General features: G+C 27.2%; 16 protein-coding genes, 2 pseudogenes and 2 riboswitches. Of the genes and pseudogenes, 14 read left to right on the forward strand and 4 right to left on the reverse strand.

Annotation, left to right across the window (positions count from 1 at the left end):
* Nucleotides 1-248: 248 nt before the first annotated feature.
* The 4 genes from I4U66_RS01085 (at nucleotide 249) to buk (ending at nucleotide 5,219) form a co-directional block, all read left to right on the forward strand.
* On the forward strand, nucleotides 249-1,514 hold the full coding sequence (locus I4U66_RS01085) for a pyridoxal phosphate-dependent aminotransferase (RefSeq protein ID WP_207741677.1): 1,266 nt from the start codon (nucleotides 249-251) through the stop codon (nucleotides 1,512-1,514).
* An 82-nt stretch (nucleotides 1,515-1,596) separates the two neighbouring features.
* Nucleotides 1,597-3,396: an indolepyruvate ferredoxin oxidoreductase subunit alpha gene (iorA, locus tag I4U66_RS01090; protein ID WP_195580881.1), complete on the forward strand. Its 1,800-nt coding sequence runs from the start codon at nucleotides 1,597-1,599 to the stop codon at nucleotides 3,394-3,396.
* A 1-nt stretch (nucleotide 3,397) separates the two neighbouring features.
* Nucleotides 3,398-3,985 (forward strand): indolepyruvate oxidoreductase subunit beta, encoded by a 588-nt coding sequence (locus I4U66_RS01095; protein WP_195580882.1) that lies wholly within the window; start codon nucleotides 3,398-3,400, stop codon nucleotides 3,983-3,985.
* A 148-nt stretch (nucleotides 3,986-4,133) separates the two neighbouring features.
* Nucleotides 4,134-5,219 (forward strand): butyrate kinase, encoded by a 1,086-nt coding sequence (gene buk, locus I4U66_RS01100; protein ID WP_195236866.1) that lies wholly within the window; start codon nucleotides 4,134-4,136, stop codon nucleotides 5,217-5,219.
* A 124-nt stretch (nucleotides 5,220-5,343) separates the two neighbouring features.
* Here the strand turns inward: buk and I4U66_RS01105 are convergent, their stop codons facing one another.
* The 3 genes from I4U66_RS01105 to I4U66_RS01115 form a co-directional block, all read right to left on the reverse strand.
* Nucleotides 5,344-5,646 carry a DUF1540 domain-containing protein gene (locus I4U66_RS01105; RefSeq protein WP_207741678.1) on the reverse strand — a complete coding sequence of 101 codons (303 nt, stop codon included), beginning with the start codon at nucleotides 5,644-5,646 and terminating at the stop codon, nucleotides 5,344-5,346.
* A gap of 107 nt (nucleotides 5,647-5,753) precedes the next feature.
* Nucleotides 5,754-6,059 carry a DUF1540 domain-containing protein gene (locus tag I4U66_RS01110; RefSeq protein WP_195580883.1) on the reverse strand — a complete coding sequence of 102 codons (306 nt, stop codon included), beginning with the start codon at nucleotides 6,057-6,059 and terminating at the stop codon, nucleotides 5,754-5,756.
* 77 nt (nucleotides 6,060-6,136) lie between these two features.
* A complete protein-coding gene (locus I4U66_RS01115) occupies nucleotides 6,137-6,562 on the reverse strand; it encodes a hypothetical protein (RefSeq protein ID WP_195928317.1) in 426 nt (141 codons plus the stop codon).
* A gap of 176 nt (nucleotides 6,563-6,738) precedes the next feature.
* Between I4U66_RS01115 and I4U66_RS01120 the strand changes: the two genes are divergently transcribed.
* Nucleotides 6,739-7,938, forward strand: coding sequence for an ion channel (locus tag I4U66_RS01120; RefSeq protein ID WP_092926951.1), 1,200 nt, complete (start codon nucleotides 6,739-6,741; stop codon nucleotides 7,936-7,938).
* A gap of 160 nt (nucleotides 7,939-8,098) precedes the next feature.
* Here the strand turns inward: I4U66_RS01120 and yidA are convergent, their stop codons facing one another.
* Nucleotides 8,099-8,911, reverse strand: a complete 813-nt coding sequence (gene yidA / locus I4U66_RS01125) for a sugar-phosphatase (RefSeq protein ID WP_092926949.1) — start codon at nucleotides 8,909-8,911, stop codon at nucleotides 8,099-8,101.
* Between the two features lie 137 nt (nucleotides 8,912-9,048).
* Here yidA and I4U66_RS01130 point away from each other — a divergent pair, with 137 nt between their 5' ends.
* The 9 genes and pseudogenes from I4U66_RS01130 (at nucleotide 9,049) to I4U66_RS01170 (ending at nucleotide 17,614) form a co-directional block, all read left to right on the forward strand.
* Nucleotides 9,049-10,743, forward strand: a complete 1,695-nt coding sequence (locus I4U66_RS01130) for a M3 family oligoendopeptidase (protein WP_195928318.1) — start codon at nucleotides 9,049-9,051, stop codon at nucleotides 10,741-10,743.
* 109 nt (nucleotides 10,744-10,852) lie between these two features.
* Nucleotides 10,853-10,962, forward strand: a riboswitch (glycine riboswitch).
* A 98-nt stretch (nucleotides 10,963-11,060) separates the two neighbouring features.
* Nucleotides 11,061-11,426: a GrdX family protein gene (locus I4U66_RS01135; RefSeq protein WP_271957186.1), complete on the forward strand. Its 366-nt coding sequence runs from the start codon at nucleotides 11,061-11,063 to the stop codon at nucleotides 11,424-11,426.
* An 86-nt stretch (nucleotides 11,427-11,512) separates the two neighbouring features.
* The gene (gene trxB / locus I4U66_RS01140; protein ID WP_195928319.1) at nucleotides 11,513-12,478 is read left to right on the forward strand and encodes a thioredoxin-disulfide reductase; all 966 of its coding nucleotides are present in this window, start codon (nucleotides 11,513-11,515) and stop codon (nucleotides 12,476-12,478) included.
* Between the two features lie 19 nt (nucleotides 12,479-12,497).
* Nucleotides 12,498-12,815: a thioredoxin TrxA gene (trxA, locus tag I4U66_RS01145; RefSeq protein ID WP_195928320.1), complete on the forward strand. Its 318-nt coding sequence runs from the start codon at nucleotides 12,498-12,500 to the stop codon at nucleotides 12,813-12,815.
* A 118-nt stretch (nucleotides 12,816-12,933) separates the two neighbouring features.
* Nucleotides 12,934-13,588, forward strand: a pseudogene (locus tag I4U66_RS14965) (glycine/sarcosine/betaine reductase component B subunit); the annotation flags it as partial.
* 124 nt (nucleotides 13,589-13,712) lie between these two features.
* A pseudogene (locus I4U66_RS14970) lies at nucleotides 13,713-14,561 on the forward strand (glycine/sarcosine/betaine reductase complex component C subunit alpha).
* 338 nt (nucleotides 14,562-14,899) lie between these two features.
* Nucleotides 14,900-15,001, forward strand: a riboswitch (purine riboswitch).
* Between the two features lie 152 nt (nucleotides 15,002-15,153).
* A complete protein-coding gene (locus I4U66_RS01160) occupies nucleotides 15,154-15,726 on the forward strand; it encodes a xanthine phosphoribosyltransferase (protein ID WP_092926942.1) in 573 nt (190 codons plus the stop codon).
* Between the two features lie 319 nt (nucleotides 15,727-16,045).
* Entirely contained in the window at nucleotides 16,046-16,696 is a 651-nt protein-coding gene (fsa, locus tag I4U66_RS01165; protein WP_092926940.1) for a fructose-6-phosphate aldolase, read from the forward strand.
* Between the two features lie 216 nt (nucleotides 16,697-16,912).
* Complete coding sequence (locus tag I4U66_RS01170; RefSeq protein ID WP_195928321.1) at nucleotides 16,913-17,614, forward strand: hypothetical protein; 702 nt, start codon at nucleotides 16,913-16,915, stop codon at nucleotides 17,612-17,614.
* The last annotated feature ends 137 nt before the right edge of the window (nucleotides 17,615-17,751 follow it).

Here is a 17,751-nt window from a genome sequence, read left to right on the forward strand (position 1 = left end):
AATAGTAACTAATGTTAAGATTTATTAACATAAAAAATTATCATCGAAGGTAAGTCATTATAAATAATAAGATTCACATAAATATGAAACTAATAAAAAACAAGCCTACTTAAAAAAAATTGTTTTTTATTAGTTTATATTAATTATTAGTTTATTATAGTAAACTAATTTGAATTTTTAAATATTTGGCATAAATGTTGCTTTATATTAAGGGTGAAAGTAAATAATTATAGGGTGGTGGGAATATTATGCAAAGTATGGCGGCTAAGCATTCTATATGGCCAAGAGAGAAAGATATAATATTTGATTTATCAGGGAGAGCTCAAAGAGCTGAAAAGAATATAGGAAGAGAAAATGTTATAAATGCTACTATAGGAGCATTAATGGATGACTATGGAAGATTAATAACTTTAGATACAGTTTATAGTGAGTATAAAAACTTAGAAAATGCAGAAATATCTGCTTATGCAGCACTTGAAGGTCAGCCAGATTATCTTGAAGCTGTTAAAAAAGTAGTTTTTAAAGATTACATGCCAAATAGTTATATAAGAGCAGTAGCATCTCCAGGAGGAAGTGGAGCTATAAAATTAGCTACTTGGAATTATACAAATCCAGGTGATGAAGTATTAACATCAGATTGGTTTTGGAGTCCATATGTAAGCATTACAGAAGAAATAGGAAGAACGGTAGGAACTTATGAGTTATTTGATGAAAATAATAATTTCAACTTCAAATCATTTAAAAAAGAATTTTTAAGAATAGCAGATAAACAAGAAAGAATATTTACAATTCTAAACACACCAGCACATAACCCAACAGGATACAGCATATCAGATAATGAATGGGATAAAATAATAGGATTATCAAAAGAAGTAGCTCAAAATAAAGAAAAGAAAATAATATTGTTTGTTGATATAGCATATATTGATTTTGCTAGTGATGATAATGCTAGTAGAATGTTCTTTGAAAAGTTCTCAAATCTACCAGAAAATGTATTGGTTATAGTAGGATTTAGTATGTCTAAAGGATTTACAGCTTATGGTATGAGAATGGGAGCAGCAGTTTGTATAACTTCAAGTGAAAATGTAGCAGAAGAATTCTACTATGCTTGTGTACACTCTTGCAGAGCAAATTGGTCAAATTGCAATAGAGGAGCTATGGCAATTCTTTCCAATATAGTAAATAATTCAGAGAAGTTTAAGAAATATAATGAGGAAAAAAATACGTATAAGGAAATGTTAAAAAGAAGAGCTAATGCATTTGTAGAAGAAGCTGAAAAAGTAGGGCTTGATATACTTCCATATAGAGATGGATTTTTTGTAAGCATACCTTGTGAAAATTCAAGAGAAGTATGCGAGGAATTAACTAAAGATAATGTATATATGGTACCTTTAAAAGCAGGGCTTAGATTTGCTGTTTGTGCAGTAAATGAAAATAAATGTAAGATAGCACCAAGTATAATCAAAAATGCGCTTGAATATGTAAAAAGTCAGAAGTTGGTAGAAAATAGATAATAATACTAAATGTATTATATATAAATTAGTTAAAAATATAAAGGAAATAGATTTAAAACTAAGATATATGGGGGAATTTAATATGAAAAAACTAATGACTGGTAATGAAGCCATAGCTCGTGGAGCATATGAAGCTGGTGTAAAATATGCATCTGCTTATCCTGGAACTCCAAGTACAGAAATATTAGAAAATATAGCTACATATAAAGATTCAATAGTAGCTGAGTGGGCACCAAATGAAAAGGTTGCACTTGAAGCTGCAATAGGAGGATCTATTGCAGGTGCTAGAACAATAGCATCTATGAAACATGTTGGACTTAACGTTGCAGCAGACCCATTATTTACATTTGCATATACTGGAGTAAATGGGGGAATGATATTAGTTTCTGCTGATGAACCAGGAATGCATTCTTCTCAAAATGAACAAGATAACAGAAATTATGCTAAATTTGCAAAAATTGCCTTATTTGAGCCATCAAATAGCCAAGAAGCTAAGGATATGATAAAAGAAGCATATAGAGTAAGTGAAGAATTTGATACTCCAGTATTATATAGAGTTACAACTAGATTATGTCACTCAAAGGGAATAGTAGAGTGCAGTGATAGAGTTGAAGTTGGAATAAAAGATTATGTTAAAAATCCTCAAAAAACATTAACAGTACCAGCACATGCAAGAGTACTTAGACATTCAGTAGAAGAAAGATTAGAAAAACTAGAAGAATATTCTAATAATACTTCTTTAAATTATTGTGAAATGAATGATAGCAAAGTAGGTGTAATAGCATCAGGAATGTGTTATATGTTTGCTAAAGAAGTATTTAAAAATGATGCATCATATATGAAGCTAGGATTTACAAATCCATTACCTATAGAAAGAATAAAAGAGTTTGCATCTAATGTTGAAAAAATATATGTAATAGAAGAGAATGATCCATTTATAGAAGATCAACTAAAAGCAGCTGGTATAGATTGTATAGGTAAAGACTTATTCCCTAAAATGGGAGAAATGACTCCAGATGTTCTTAGAAAAGCTGTATTTGGGAAAACAAACGATACAATAAAATATAATAAGGAATTAGTAGTGCCAAGACCTCCAGGTCTATGTGCAGGATGTCCACACAGGGGATTTTTCTATGAGTTAGGAAAGAGAAAAAATGTATTAGTATCAGGAGATATAGGATGTTATACATTAGGATTTGCACCTCCATATAATGCTATGGATACAGTAGTATGTATGGGAGCTAGTTTAAGTGCAGGTCATGGAGCTCAAAAAGTATTTAATATGAAAAAAGATAACGAAATGAGAGTAGTTGGTGTACTTGGTGACTCCACTTTCTTCCATACAGGAATAAACTCATTATTAGATGTAGTATACAACAAAGGTAATTCAATATCTGTAATATTAGATAATAGAATAACTGGAATGACAGGGCATCAACAAAACCCAGGAACAGGGTATACATTACAAGGAGAGGTTACTGAAATAGTTGATATAGAAGGTTTAGTTAGAGCTTGTGGTGTTAAGCAAGTTAGAACAATAGATCCAAATAACTTAAAAGAAGTAAAAGAGACGCTAGATTGGGCATTTGAATTAGATGAACCTTCAGTAATAATAACTAGATGGCCATGTGTACTTAAGAGATTCTCTAAAGAAGACATAGAAGAATTTAACAATCCATTTACAAATAAATGTGATATAGATAAAGATGCTTGCATAGGATGTAAGATATGTATGAAAACAGGTTGTCCTGCTATATCATTTGACAAGGATGAAAAGAAAGTAAATATAGATAAAAATCAATGTGTAGGATGTAATGTATGTTCTCAAGTATGTCCTAAAGATGCAATATCTAATAATGGATTAGCTAAGGAGGTAAACTAATATGACAAAAAGTATACTTTTAGTTGGAGTAGGTGGGCAAGGAACTATACTTGCTAGTAAATTATTAACTACAGGGCTTATGGAAGCTGGATATGATGTAAAAATGAGTGAGATACATGGAATGAGCCAAAGAGGAGGTTCTGTTTCCTCTCAAGTTAGATATGGATCTGAAGTATATTCTCCAGTTATAGAAATAGGTGGAGCTGACATATTAGTTTCTTTTGAAAAAATGGAAGCTTTAAGATGGTTAGAGTATTTAAAGCCAGGGGGAAAAATAATATACAATAACTATAGAATGGATTCTATGCCAATACTTACAGGAAAGGCTGAATACAAAGAAGAAGAAATTGAAAAAGAATTAGATAGATTAAATGGAAGCTTATTAAATGCAGCAGAAAAAGCACTAGAAATTGGAAATGCTAAAGTAATGAATATAATTCTTTTAGGGGCATTAGTTAAATCTATGAACTTAGAAGATATAAATTGGGAACAAATAATAAAAGACAATGTAAAAGAAAAATTTGTTGATATAAATATAAAAGCATTTAATGAAGGGATGAAACTAGTAAGTAAGGAAGCTTTAGCTTAAAAATCAAAAAGCACACAAATTATATAAATAAAAATTAAGCTATTATAAGTTAGTACTTATAATAGCTTAATTTAAATATGCATTAAAACTAGGGATAAATTAGAACATATTTAATATATAACTTAAAAAAAGGGAAAAGGGGATTATTATGAATTATAGAATATTAGCTATAAATCCGGGGTCTACATCAACTAAAATAGCAGTATATGATGATGAAAATCAAATTTTATCAAAAGGAATAGATCATAAATCAGAAGAAATAGCAAAGTATGAAAGAATACAAGACCAATTTGAAATGAGAAAACAAGAAGTATTAAATGTACTAGCTGAAAATAATATAGATATAAACACTTTAAGTGCTGTTGTAGGAAGAGGGGGATTGCTTCCTCCAGTTAAATCAGGAGCATATTTAGTAAATGATGAAATGATAGATAGATTAGTTAACAGACCAGTTATTGAACATGCATCTAATTTGGGAGCTATAATTTCTTATGAAATAGCAAAATCTATAGGAGTAAATGCATACATATATGACTCAGTAGCCGTTGATGAGTTAAATGATATAGCTAGATTATCAGGAATTAAAAATATGGATAGAGAGAGCTTAAGCCATGCACTTAACTCTAGAGCTATGGCTATAAAGTTTGCAAAAGACAATAATAAAAAATACAATGAACTTAATCTAATTGTTGCTCATTTAGGTGGGGGCATAACTGTAAGTATTCATGAAAAAGGAAAAATGATTGACATTGTATCAGATGATGAAGGACCATTTTCACCAGAAAGATCAGGTAGGATTCCTTGTAAAAAATTAATAAATACATGTTTTTCTGGAAATTACACACATAAAGAAATGTTAAAGATGATAAGAGGAAAAGGTGGAATAGTTTCTTATTTAGATACAGTAGATGTTAGAGAAGTGGAAAAAATGATGGAAGAAGGAAATAAAGAAGCTAAATTAGTACATGATGCTATGTGTTATCAAGTATCTAAAGCAATAGGTGAATTAGCGACAGTTGTAGAAGGAAAAGTAGATTCAATAATATTGACAGGTGGAATAGCTTACTCAAAGCTTGTAACAAAACATATAAAGAGAAGAGTAGAGTTTATATCTAATGTAGAAATAATGCCAGGAGAAAATGAATTAGATTCATTAGCACTTGGCACATTAAGAGTTTTAAATAATGAAGAAACTGCAAGAGAGTATAAAGAAGAAATATTAGCTAATGCATAAATGTGTTATAAACTTAAGTAAATTTTAATTTTAATACATACTAATGCGTTTTTACTGAAACTATAGAAAAAATCACTGGATACTTATCCAGTGATTTTTAGATTAAATAAATATTAAAATATAATTATTTAGATATGAAAGTTTCGCAACTTGCATCCTGTGAGTTTATATGAACCTTTTCAGCTTTGCATGCTTTACTAACATTATATTTACACTTCTCAGCCTGACATATTATATTTTCAGGTGTTATATATTCATCATTAGTACTATTTGTAAAAGATCCAAAAGAACCCTCGACAAAAGTTGAACAAGTAGTTTGAGATGTAGAATCTGCTCTACTACCAGCAACATTTATGCCTCCAGCATAGCATTTTTTGCTATTATTATACACACAGTTAGTTGCAGAACAATTTAAATTTTCATTCATAATTACATTCCTCCTAAAATTATCTTCTAGGTTAGTATGTGAAAAATAAAAGAAAATATAACTTATATATTACAACTTAATAATTATAGTTAATCTATTTATAGCTATTATCTAGGACAAAATGTTTCACAACTTTGATTTTCGTTGTTTATTTGAACATTTAATGCAACACAAGAGCCTTCGTCATTATGTTTGCATTCTTTGGCCTGGCAAGCTATATTGTGAGTTTTAGCATAGTCTTCATTACTAGTTGAGTTAGTCAAAGTTGCATTTTTTCTATCTTCAAAAGTTAGACAGTGGGTACCATTTGTATTTGATGCTATAGAACCTGAGATATTTATACCGTTAGCATAACAACTACTGCATTTATTATAAAAACATGTAGATGCTAAACATACTAAATTTCCATTCATAATTAATATACCTCCTAGAATTTTATCTAATTTAGTATGTGAAAAAATTAAAGATTTAATCCATTTAAGGTATATATTTATTCTAGGCAATTGTCACATAAAACTGCAACATCCTCTAGAGTCTCTCTGCCTAAATTTTTATTAATATGATACACATCTAAGTTGTGTTCTTGTCCACAAATAGAACAAGTATAATCATTTTCTCTAAGCGCATAATCTTTAAATATTTGCCAATGTATGCTATTTAAGTATTCCTTATACTTAACTTTAAGGCATGCCTCTAAATATTCACTATACAGATTATCTAAGTCAAAGCTAGTTAGATTAGAATATTCACATTCAAAATAATCACAATCATTATATAGGTTAGGTGGTGAATCTAGCAATATACATTTTATATTATATTTGTAATTTTTATCAGGACCATCTAGAGAAAGATGAGTACAATAAGAACAACATTTCTTTGGTAATACTTCTTTAAGTTTCTCAACATTTTTATTCATATGTAACCTCCAATAATTTATATACTTTAATAAACAATATATAGTGAAACTTAGAATTCATTGATAAACACTCTTTATAAGATATATTAAAAAATAGTGATATATATTCTATAAATAAAGGGTTTTATAAAAAAATAAAGTAATTATGTTATATTAATTAAAACTAGGGTGATGAAATGAGAACTTATAATTTTGAGAAAGTAAGAGAAGATTCATACAACGAACTTGAAAAAATGAAGAAAGAAATGAAATATATAAATAAGTTAAATTTTAAAATAGAAAAAGAACAAATATATACAATAGAAACTCAAAATAAAGATTATAGTGATTTATATAATATATATGATGAAGAAAAGCTATATAATTTAAGAATACACAAAAAAAGTATTGGTAAATTTTCTAGTAAAGAAAGAAATGAAAAAAAGTTAAAAAATTTAAGAGTATTGTATTGTGAATTTGAAGAATGTAGGTTTGAAAATATAGAATTTATAAGTTGTATATTTATAGGAAATGTGTTTTTTAAATGTGATTTTGAAAATGTAATATTTAAAGATTGTAAATTCTATAATGAAAAAGATGATATAAATATATTTAAAGATGAATGTAAGTTTAGAGATGTTAGATTTACTAATAGTAATATAGAAAAAACAAAATTTGAAAGCATGAGTTTAAAAAATGTATATATAAAGGAAAGTAATCTAAATGGTTCTATATTTAATAAATGCATAATGAAAGAGGTTATAATTTGTGACAGTGATTTAAGTGCTATTAAAATATTACGTCCAAAGCATTTAGATATATCTTTTGAAGATTATTATTTAAGTAAATTTGACGAGCATACATTTATAGATAAAGTTGACTTAAAGAAAAAAGATAAGAATGAGTGTATAGATATATACAAGGTATATAAGGATATATCAACAAAATTTGAAGCTAATAGATTATTAAACATAGGTGGAGAATATTATTATATAGCTAAATTAATAGAGAAAGATGGTTTAAAAGGAATAGCTAAGTTAAAGTCCATAATATACTGGGCACTTTGTGGTTATGGAGAACGTCCAACATATGCGCTTATAACATCTTTAGAAATTGTATTGGTATTTGCTATATTATACATGATAACAGGTCTTAATATAGGTGGAGAATTTATAAATTATAAAGGTGCATTAATGGGAAATATAGATGTATCTTCTATAAATAAAGACTTCATTAATTCATTGTATTTTAGTATAGTAACTTTTACAACAGTTGGATATGGAGATATAACTCCAGTAGGATTTTTTAGTACTTTATTATCTGCAATAGAAATGCTTTTAGGTGTTACTATGGTTGGTATTTGGACAGCTACATTGTCTAGGAAGATAACAAAATAAAGAGAATTTAAACTCAAAGATATAACATTTAATAATAAAAAATAATGTAATACAAGAACTTAAACGCATATGAATATATAAAGAATGGATATAAGTTAGTTTACATAAAGCGACTTATATCCACAAAGAAAGAATTATATTACATGATTAATATTAATACTTATTTATTTAGTAAAAATTTATTGATAACATGTGCAACTCCATGTTCATTATTAGTTTTAGTTATATAGTTTGCAATATTCTTTATGCTATCGCGAGCATTACCCATTGCTACACCAAGCCCTGCATACTCTATCATATGCTTGTCATTTTCTTCATCACCTACAGCTATAGCTTTATCTATAGATAAATCTATATTTTTACATAAAGCTTTAAGCGCATTTCCTTTATTAGCTTTTTTATTTAAAAATTCTAGGAAAAATGGAGCAGATCTAACAACTGTGTATTTATCAAAAAATTCTTGAGGTACATTTTTTATTATTTCTTCTAATTTTTCAGGTTCGTCAACAATCATAACCTTACAAAATGTCATAGTTTCATCTATTTCTTCTTCTGGTTTATAAACTAAAGGTATTTTATTTAAATCAGATTCTAAAACAGTGTATTTACTAGGTTTTTTGTTAGGTGTTACAACATCAAGTGGTGTACTTATATGAAGATAAGTATTAAGTTTTTTAGAAAGTTCATATATAGATTTAAAATCATCATAATTCATTTCTATATTAGATATAACTTTTTTAGTTTTAACTTCTTGAACAACAGCTCCGTTAAAGCATATAACATAGTCCCCCTCATCAGTTAAATTAAGCTCTTCAAGTAGTGGAGTTACACCAGGTAGTGGTCTACCAGTAGATAAAACTACTTTATTCCCATTTTGTTTAGCTTCTTGGATAGAGTCAAAAACCTCCTTAGTTATTTTTTTTTCGGTATTTAATAAAGTGCCATCAATATCTAGTGCTATTAATTTATACATATAATCCTCCTATGATATTTACATAAAGATAGTTATAATTATATCAATATATGCAGAATTTATATAGAGAAAATTAAAAAAGAGTGTATGCTATAATATAAATATTAAAAATAAATATAAATAAAGGAGATATTTCAATGAAGTTTTCAGATTTTAAATATGAAAGACCAAATTATGAAAAAAGTAAAAATCAAATAATAAAAATAATAAATAATATAGAAAATTCAAAAACTTACAAAGAGCAAAGACAAAATATTGATAAACTAAATAGCATTAGAAATAATATAGAAACTATGAGTACATTATGTTCTATAAGACATAGTATAAATGTTGAAGATAAGTTTTATGAAAGGGAAAAAGTGTATTGGGACGAATATTCTCCATTATATGAAGAACTTAATTCACTTTTTTATAAATCAGTAGTAAACTCAAAATTTAAAGAAGATATTCAAAAAGATTTTGGAAGACAGTTTATAAATATAGCAAGCTTTAATTTAAAGTCTTTTAGTAGCGAAATAATAAAAGACCTTCAAGAGGAAAATAAGCTTTGTTCTAAATATACAAAACTATTAGCATCTGCTAAAATTCATTTTGAAGGAGAAGAAAGAAACCTATCTGGACTTTTAAAATTTATGTCAAGTGAAGATAGAGATATGAGGATAAAGGCATCTAAGGCATATTACAATTACTTTGAAGAAAAAGAAAATGAATTTGATGAAGTATTTGATAAATTAGTTAAAGTAAGAAATAATATGGCTATAAAACTTGGTTTTGACAACTTTGTAGAATTAGGATATATAAGAATGATGAGAACTGATTACAACAAAGACATGGTAAAAAACTTTAGAAAACAAGTTTTAGATTATATTGTACCTGTAGCAAATAGTCTTTACGAAAGACAATCTAAAAGGATAGGTGTAGATAGACTTACATATGTAGATGAAAACCTTGAGTTTTTAAGTGGGAATGCAACACCTAAGGGAAGTGACGAATACATAATAGAAAATGGAAGAAAAATGTATTCTGAGCTATCAAATGAAACTAAAGAATTCTTTAATTTCATGCTAGAAAATGAACTTATGAACTTAGTAACTAAAAAAGGTAAAGCAGCAGGTGGATACTGTACATATATACCAGATTATAAATCTCCATTTATATTCTCGAACTTTAATCAAACATTAGATGATATAGATGTATTAACTCATGAAGCAGGTCATGCTTTTCAGCTTTATATGTCAACTTGGATTGATATGCCAGAAATAAACTTCCCAACTTATGAAAGTTGTGAAATACACTCTATGAGTATGGAATTTATAACTTGGCCTTGGATGGAATTATTCTTTAAAGAAGATACAGAGAAATATAAATTTACTCATCTATCATCAGCTATTAAGTTTATACCATATGGAATAGTAGTAGATGAATTCCAGCACTATATATATGAACAGCCTAATATGACTAAAGAAGAAAGAAAAAATATTTGGAGAGAACTAGAGAAAAAATATTTACCACATAGAATATTTGAAGATAATGATTTTTTAGAAAAAGGAACTTGGTGGTTTAAGCAAGGACATATATTTAAAAATCCATTTTATTATATAGACTATACATTAGCTCAGATATGTGCATTACAGTTTTGGAAAAAAATGAGGGTGGACAGAATCAATGGATGGGAAAATTATCTAGACATATGTAGAGTTGGAGGAACAAAGTCATTCTTAGAAATAGTAAAGATAGGTGATTTAAAATCTCCATTTGAAGATGGATGTGTAGAAAGTATTATAGATGTTATTAAAAATTATTTAGATAGTATAGATGATAAAGCTTTATAATATATATACTGTAGAAATATGTAGCAATATTTATAGAAAAATATATTGGAATTTAAATTGAAAGTTTCTTTTCTTAACTTAGAAAGTATAAAAAAATTAAACATTCCGGTTGAAGGATATAGGAGATTACTTCTAAAAAGAAGTGACCGAAGGTACAAGTTTGATTAAATCCTAATTTAATCAAATGAAATTCTCAGGTAAAAATACTATATTCAGATGGAATTCTGAAGATTATATTAACAGAGAAAACAAATGGGATTTGTTTTCTCTGTTTTTTATTAAATAGACTTAAAAAGGAGAGGATTTTTATAATAATAATAACCGATAATACTATTGTCAAAAACAAAATAAAGCACAAAAATGTAAAATATATAAATGACATATATTTAGAAGTTTTAAAAGAAAGTAGAAATCTAATTCACAAAGGTTACGAACTTTTATCACATCCGATGTATTCCAGTATAAAGCCAAATGAAACTCCATACAGAAGTATAATATTAAAAAAATCAAACAAGTTAGATACAAATTCAGTACTATTAATTGAAGAAGCAATATACATTTCTAATAAATTTCAAAATAATAAACAAACACCTAATTGGACATATAATGTAATAGATGACTTTAGAGTTATAGACTTAGATATCTTAAGTAATACATTAGAAAGAATTCAATATATATTATAGAAATTAAAAATAATATTTGTATGTGACAAAATAATAAAATATTTTTTTATAAAAATGTTAAAAAAATAAATATAAAGGAGAAATTTATGGGAAATATATATGATTTAATAATAATAGGCTCAGGGCCTGCAGGGCTTTCGGCAGGACTTTATGGTGCAAGAGCAAAGTTAAAAACTCTTATACTTGAAAAAGGAAAAACTGGAGGACAAATAGTAACAACTCATGATGTTGCTAACTATCCAGGTTCAGTAGAAAATGCTAGTAGACCTAAGTTAATAGCAAGAATGGTGGAACAATGCAAAGGTTTTGGGGCAGAAATGAAAAAAGATAATATAATAGATGTAGATTTAGAATCTGATATAAAAGTATTAAAAGGTGAAAAAGGCGAATATAGAGGAAAGGCTGTAGTAATTGCTACTGGGTCTATACCTAGAAAGCTTGGTGTTAAAGGAGAAAAAGAGCTAACAGGTAAGGGAGTATCATATTGTGCAACATGTGATGGAGATTTTTTCACAGATTTAGAAGTATTTGCAATAGGTGGAGGAAATAGCGCAGTTGAAGAAGAGATTTTTTTAACAAAATTTGCTAGAAAGGTAACAATAATTAATAGAAATGAAAAGCTAACTTGTGCCAAATCAATAGCAGAAAAAGCACAAAACAATCCTAATATAGAATTTGTACACAATACGACTGTGAAAGAATTATGCGGTGATGGAATATTAGAAAAAGTTGTATTTGAAAATATTCTAACAGGTGAATTAAGTGAATATGAAGCAGATGAAGAAGATGGAACAATGGGGGTATTTGTATTCATAGGACTCAAACCAGAAACAGAAATATTTAGAGATAAAATAGATACAGACCAAAATGACTATATAATAACAGATGAAGATATGAAGACTAATATAGAAGGGATATTTGCAGCAGGAGATTGCAGAGTTAAAGCTTTAAGACAGGTAGTAACAGCTACTAATGATGGAGCTATAGCTACAATAAGTGCTGAAAAATATATAGAAAGTAAAGAATGGAATTTAGAAAAATCAACTATTTAATTATAAAGGGGGAGTTTGAATGATAATTTTAGATAAAAATACCTTTGAAGAAGAAGTTTTAAAACATGAAGGTATAGTTGTTGTAGATTTTTGGAGTGAAGGGTGTGAACCGTGTAAAGCATTGCTTCCAGAGGTTGAAGAACTTGATAATAAATATAAGGAAAATTTTAAATTCTGTAAACTAGATACAACAAAAGCTAGAAGATTGGCTATAAAAGAAAAGGTATTAGGACTTCCAACAATAGCTATATACAAAGAGGGTCAAAAAATAGATGAGGTTACAAAAGATGATGCAACTAGGATTAATATAGAAGAAATGATAAAGAAATACCTTTAATATTTATATAAAATAGTTACTTACAACTAGTTTGATAAATATTAAAGGTTATATATTGAGTTAGTTGAGAAATATAAATTTTAGTTTTTTAAAACTTAAATAATTAGGGGGTGCAAGCATGCGTCTTGAGTTAGGTAAAATTTTTATAAGAGATATTCAGTTTGGGAAGTAACTAAAGTTAAAGATGCTACATTATACATCAACAAGGAAGAAATGCTTAAAGAAATTGGTGGGGACGAGCATATAAAGTCTATAGATCTAGAACTAGCTCATTCAGGTGAAAGTGTAAGAATAGTACCAGTAAAAGATGTTATAGAACCAAGAGTTAAAGTAGAAGGTAATGGAGGAATATTCCCAGGAATAATATCTAAGATTGAATTGTTGGAAGTGAAAAAACTCATGCAATTTATGGGTGTGCTGTTGTTACTACTGGTAAAATAGTAGGATTCTAAGAAGGTATTATCGATATGACAGGACCTGGGGCAAAATATTGCCCTTTCTCTAATCTTAACAATATAGTTGCTATAGCAGAACCAGTAGATGAATTAAAACAACATGACCATGAAAAAGCAATAAGAATGATAGGATTTAAAGTTGCAGCATATTTAGGGGAAACTGCTAGAAATTTAACTCCTGATGAAGTTAAGGTTTATGAAACTAAGCCACTTTTAGAATCAATAAAAGAGTATCCACACCTTCCAAAAGTAGCATATGTTTATATGCTTCAAACTCAAGGATTGCTTCATGATACGTATGTATATGGTGTTGATGCGCTTAGAGAAATATAGGAATAAGTGAATAAAATAATGGAGTATCTAAAGAAGAAGCTAAAAAGATAATAGCAGAGTCCCTAAGAAAATTAGCATTAGATATGATAGAAGAATAGGAGGTAATATTATGGCTAAAAAGATAATAGGGCAAACTCTTCTAGAGATAGCTGATGCAATAGAAAGTGGAGAATTTGGTAAAAAAATAAGAGTAGGACTGACTACATTAGGAAGTGAACATGGAATAGATAATTTAGTAAATGGAGCTAATTTAGCTAAGTCTAGCTTATTTTATATAGTTTTAATAGGTAAAAAAGTAGATACTAACTTTGAAGTTGTAGAAGTAAGTTGTGAAAAAGAAATGCATAAAAAATGGAAGAGTTATTAGATAGCTGATATATAGATGCTTGTGTTACAATGCATTATAACTTTCCTATAGGGGTATCCACAGTAGGTAGAGTTATAACACCAGGCAAAGGAAAAGAAATGATACTTGCAACAACAGGAACTAGTGCAACTAATAGAATAGAGTCTATGGTTAGAAATGCAATATGTGGTATAGCTACTGCAAAAAGCATAGGGATAAGAAATCCAAAGGTAGGTATACTTAATGTTGATGGTGCTAGACAAGTTGAAAAATGCTTATATTATCTAGAGCATCAGGAGCTCCAGTAGTAAAAAATGCAATAAAGTATGATTATGATATAGTAAAAGGAAGTATAAGTGAATTAACTAAAAATGAATTTGAAATACTAAAAAAGCTAAATTAAATGATATAATATCTAAATCTACAAAAAAAGAAATAAAAGTAAAACAAGAAGTTAAAATGCCTAAAAAAGAAATAGTTACAGAACAAATAAGTGGAATAGATATTATGGATTTAGATGATGCAATCATAGATTTATGGGAAAATGATATATATGCAGAAAGTGGTATGGGTTGTACAGGACCTATAGTTTTAATTAATATAATTTTATAGTTTATATTAATATTTAATGAAAAAGTAGGCAATATAGAATTAACATATAAAATAAAAACTACAAACACATTAACTAGATATGAAGAAGGTACTATAACTCAAGTTCTAAATCAAAATTGGAGAAAAGTGGTGACTTTTAAATAAATTGAACTAAGACCCTTATATAAAGAAGTTAATGGATAATTATTAAAAGATTACAATACTTTTGAAAGAAAAGGAGAAGTAAAAATATTTATATTATTAAAATTAGAATATAGCTTAGATGCTAGTGAAAGTGTTTAATTTAAATAAAACTATATTGAATAAAGTAAATATATATAATATAATTATATAAATAAATAGATACATAAAAAATTACCTGTATATTTTTGAAGATATGGTTCAAATGTTTCTACATAGCTACCGTAAATAGCTTGACTACAGGAGCTTAATATAAAGTATAGTTTTATTTAGTAATATAATCATTGTTAGTAATTTTAATATTTACATAATGACTATTTCTATATATTTAACTAGATTATTAACTCCTGTCTATAAATAGAGAGGAGTTTTTTATTAGATCAGAGTTAAACATAATGTTTGGAGGATAAATATGGAATTACTACAAGAGAAAATATTAAAAGATGGAAGAATAGAAGGAAATGATATATTAAAAGTTGATAACTTTTTAAATCATCAATTAGATATAGCTTTTTTAAATGAAATGGGAAAAGAGTTTAAAAATAGATTTAAAGATGAAAAAATAGATAAAATATTAACAATAGAAGCTTCAGGAATAGCAATAGCTTCAATAGCATCACAACATTTTGGAAATGTGCCTGTGGTTTTTGCTAAAAAAGTAGAATCTAAGAACTTAGATAAAGAAGTATATGAAACAAAAGTATATTCATTTACAAAAGGAAAAGAATATAGTGTAAAAGTATCTAAAAGATATTTAAATGAAGGTGAAAATATACTAGTTCTAGATGATTTTTTAGCAAATGGGAGAGCAGCAATTGGTCTTAAAGATTTAGTAGATCAAGCAGGAGCTAATTTAGTAGGAGTTGGTATAGCTATAGAAAAAGGATTCCAAGAAGGAAGAGAACTTTTATTAAGTAAAGGTATAAGACTTGAATCATTAGCAATACTTGATTCTATAGAAAATGGAGTTATAAAATTTAGATAATATAATATTTAAAATAAAATAGAAATTTAATTTAGATTATAATATAAAAGTATAGGATAAAGTATTTAATATGTTATTTGTCCTATACTTTTTTATTACTTACAATTAGAGAATATATAATATGTAGGATTTTTAGATTTATATAATAAAATATAAGAAGTTAAATAATTAATTAACGTGAAAAAATATGTATAATATGGTATATTATATAAATGATATTACTTATTAGAATATTTAATTATGACTAGTAAATAATATTAACTATAATATATAAACAAAAAATAATATAAATATATAAATAAGTTTTAGGAGGGCTAATATGAAATTTTTCGTAGATACAGCCAATGTAGAAGAAATAAGAGAAGCAAATGATTTAGGTGTAATATGTGGTGTTACAACAAACCCATCATTAATAGCTAAAGAAGGAAGAGACTTTATAGAAGTAGTAAAAGAAATAACAGAAATAGTAGACGGGCCTATAAGTGCAGAGGTTATAAGCTTAGATGCAAAAGGAATGGTAGAAGAAGCTGATAAACTATCTAAAATACATAAAAATATAGTAATAAAATTACCTATGACAGAAGAAGGACTAAAAGCTACTAAAATATTATCTCAAAAAGGGATAAAAACTAATGTAACTTTAATATTTAGTTCTGTTCAAGCTCTTTTAGCAGCTAGAGCAGGAGCTACATATGTAAGCCCATTCGTTGGAAGACTTGATGACATAGGTCAAAATGGACTTGAATTAATAGAAGAAGTAGTGGATATATTTGCACAAAATGATATAGATACACAAATAATAGTTGCAAGTGTTAGAAATCCAATACACGTATCACAAGCTGCAAGATTAGGAGCAGATATAGCAACAGTTCCACTTAAAGTTATAAAGCAAATGACTAAACATCCTTTAACAGATAAAGGAATAGAGAGCTTTATAAAAGACTGGGAAGGTGCTTCATTAAAATTATAATATATAAAGGGTATGCAAATTTGCATACCCTTTTTAATTATTTAAAAACATGTTTTAACAAAGGTTACACCGCTGTAACTTTAATTACGAATTTGTAATCTAAAGTAACAGCGGTGTAACTGTTATATATTATTTTACTATGGTAATATAAATACATAGAAAGAAATAAAACAAAAATTTACATAAATTTATATAAAGGAAAAGGATGTGATCTAAATGAAAAGAGCTATAACAGCATTATCAGTATTATGTGGAGGAATGTTATTTATGAGTCCAATAAACAACATAATATTTGCACAAAATTCTAATAAAAAACCTACTACAGAAGTAGTTGAAAATATAAATAACAATGCTAAAGAAGAAGTAACAAAGCAAGAAAATAAAGATAATTTACAAAAGGAAGTAAAAAAAGTTGAAAAACAAGAAATAGTTACAAATAATAAATTAAACAATCAAAATGATTACATAGATAAAAAACAAAGTAAAATAGATAACAAAGAAAATGTAGTAACTAAAGAAGAAACTAAAACTACTGAAAATAATCAAGTAGTAGAAAAACCACAAGTATCTGAAGATAAAAAAGTTGAAGATAATAAAATTGAGGACAATAAAGTTCAAGAAGAAAACAAAGTAGTTTCAAATGATAAAGTACAATCAGATATAAAAGAAGAAAGTAAAGTTGAAGTTATAGAAGTATTAAACAAAGAACAAGCTAAAGAATTAATACAAATGTATAATCAAGGTGTAAACTATACTTACGAAGGTGATGAAAATAACTTTAATGCGTTAAAAGAAAAAGGTTTAAGTGGATATGTATTCTTCCCAGATTATGATACTGATTTAGGATTTTTTGTTGATAAGAATACATCAAATATATACTACTTCCATCCAAGTGGATACCTTAAATTAGCTATATAAGATAATTAATATAAAACTCCAAATTAAAACTTAAAGAAATAGCATCTTTTTTAATCAAAAAGATGCTATTTTTATGTATTGATTTAAATTTATTAATTTATATGATTAGATAACTTACTTATTAAAATATATTAAGA

The organism is Romboutsia sp. D33t1_170424_H2 (assembly GCF_015669105.1).
In the GTDB taxonomy this organism is placed as follows: Bacteria; Bacillota; Clostridia; order Peptostreptococcales; family Peptostreptococcaceae; genus Romboutsia_C; species Romboutsia_C hominis.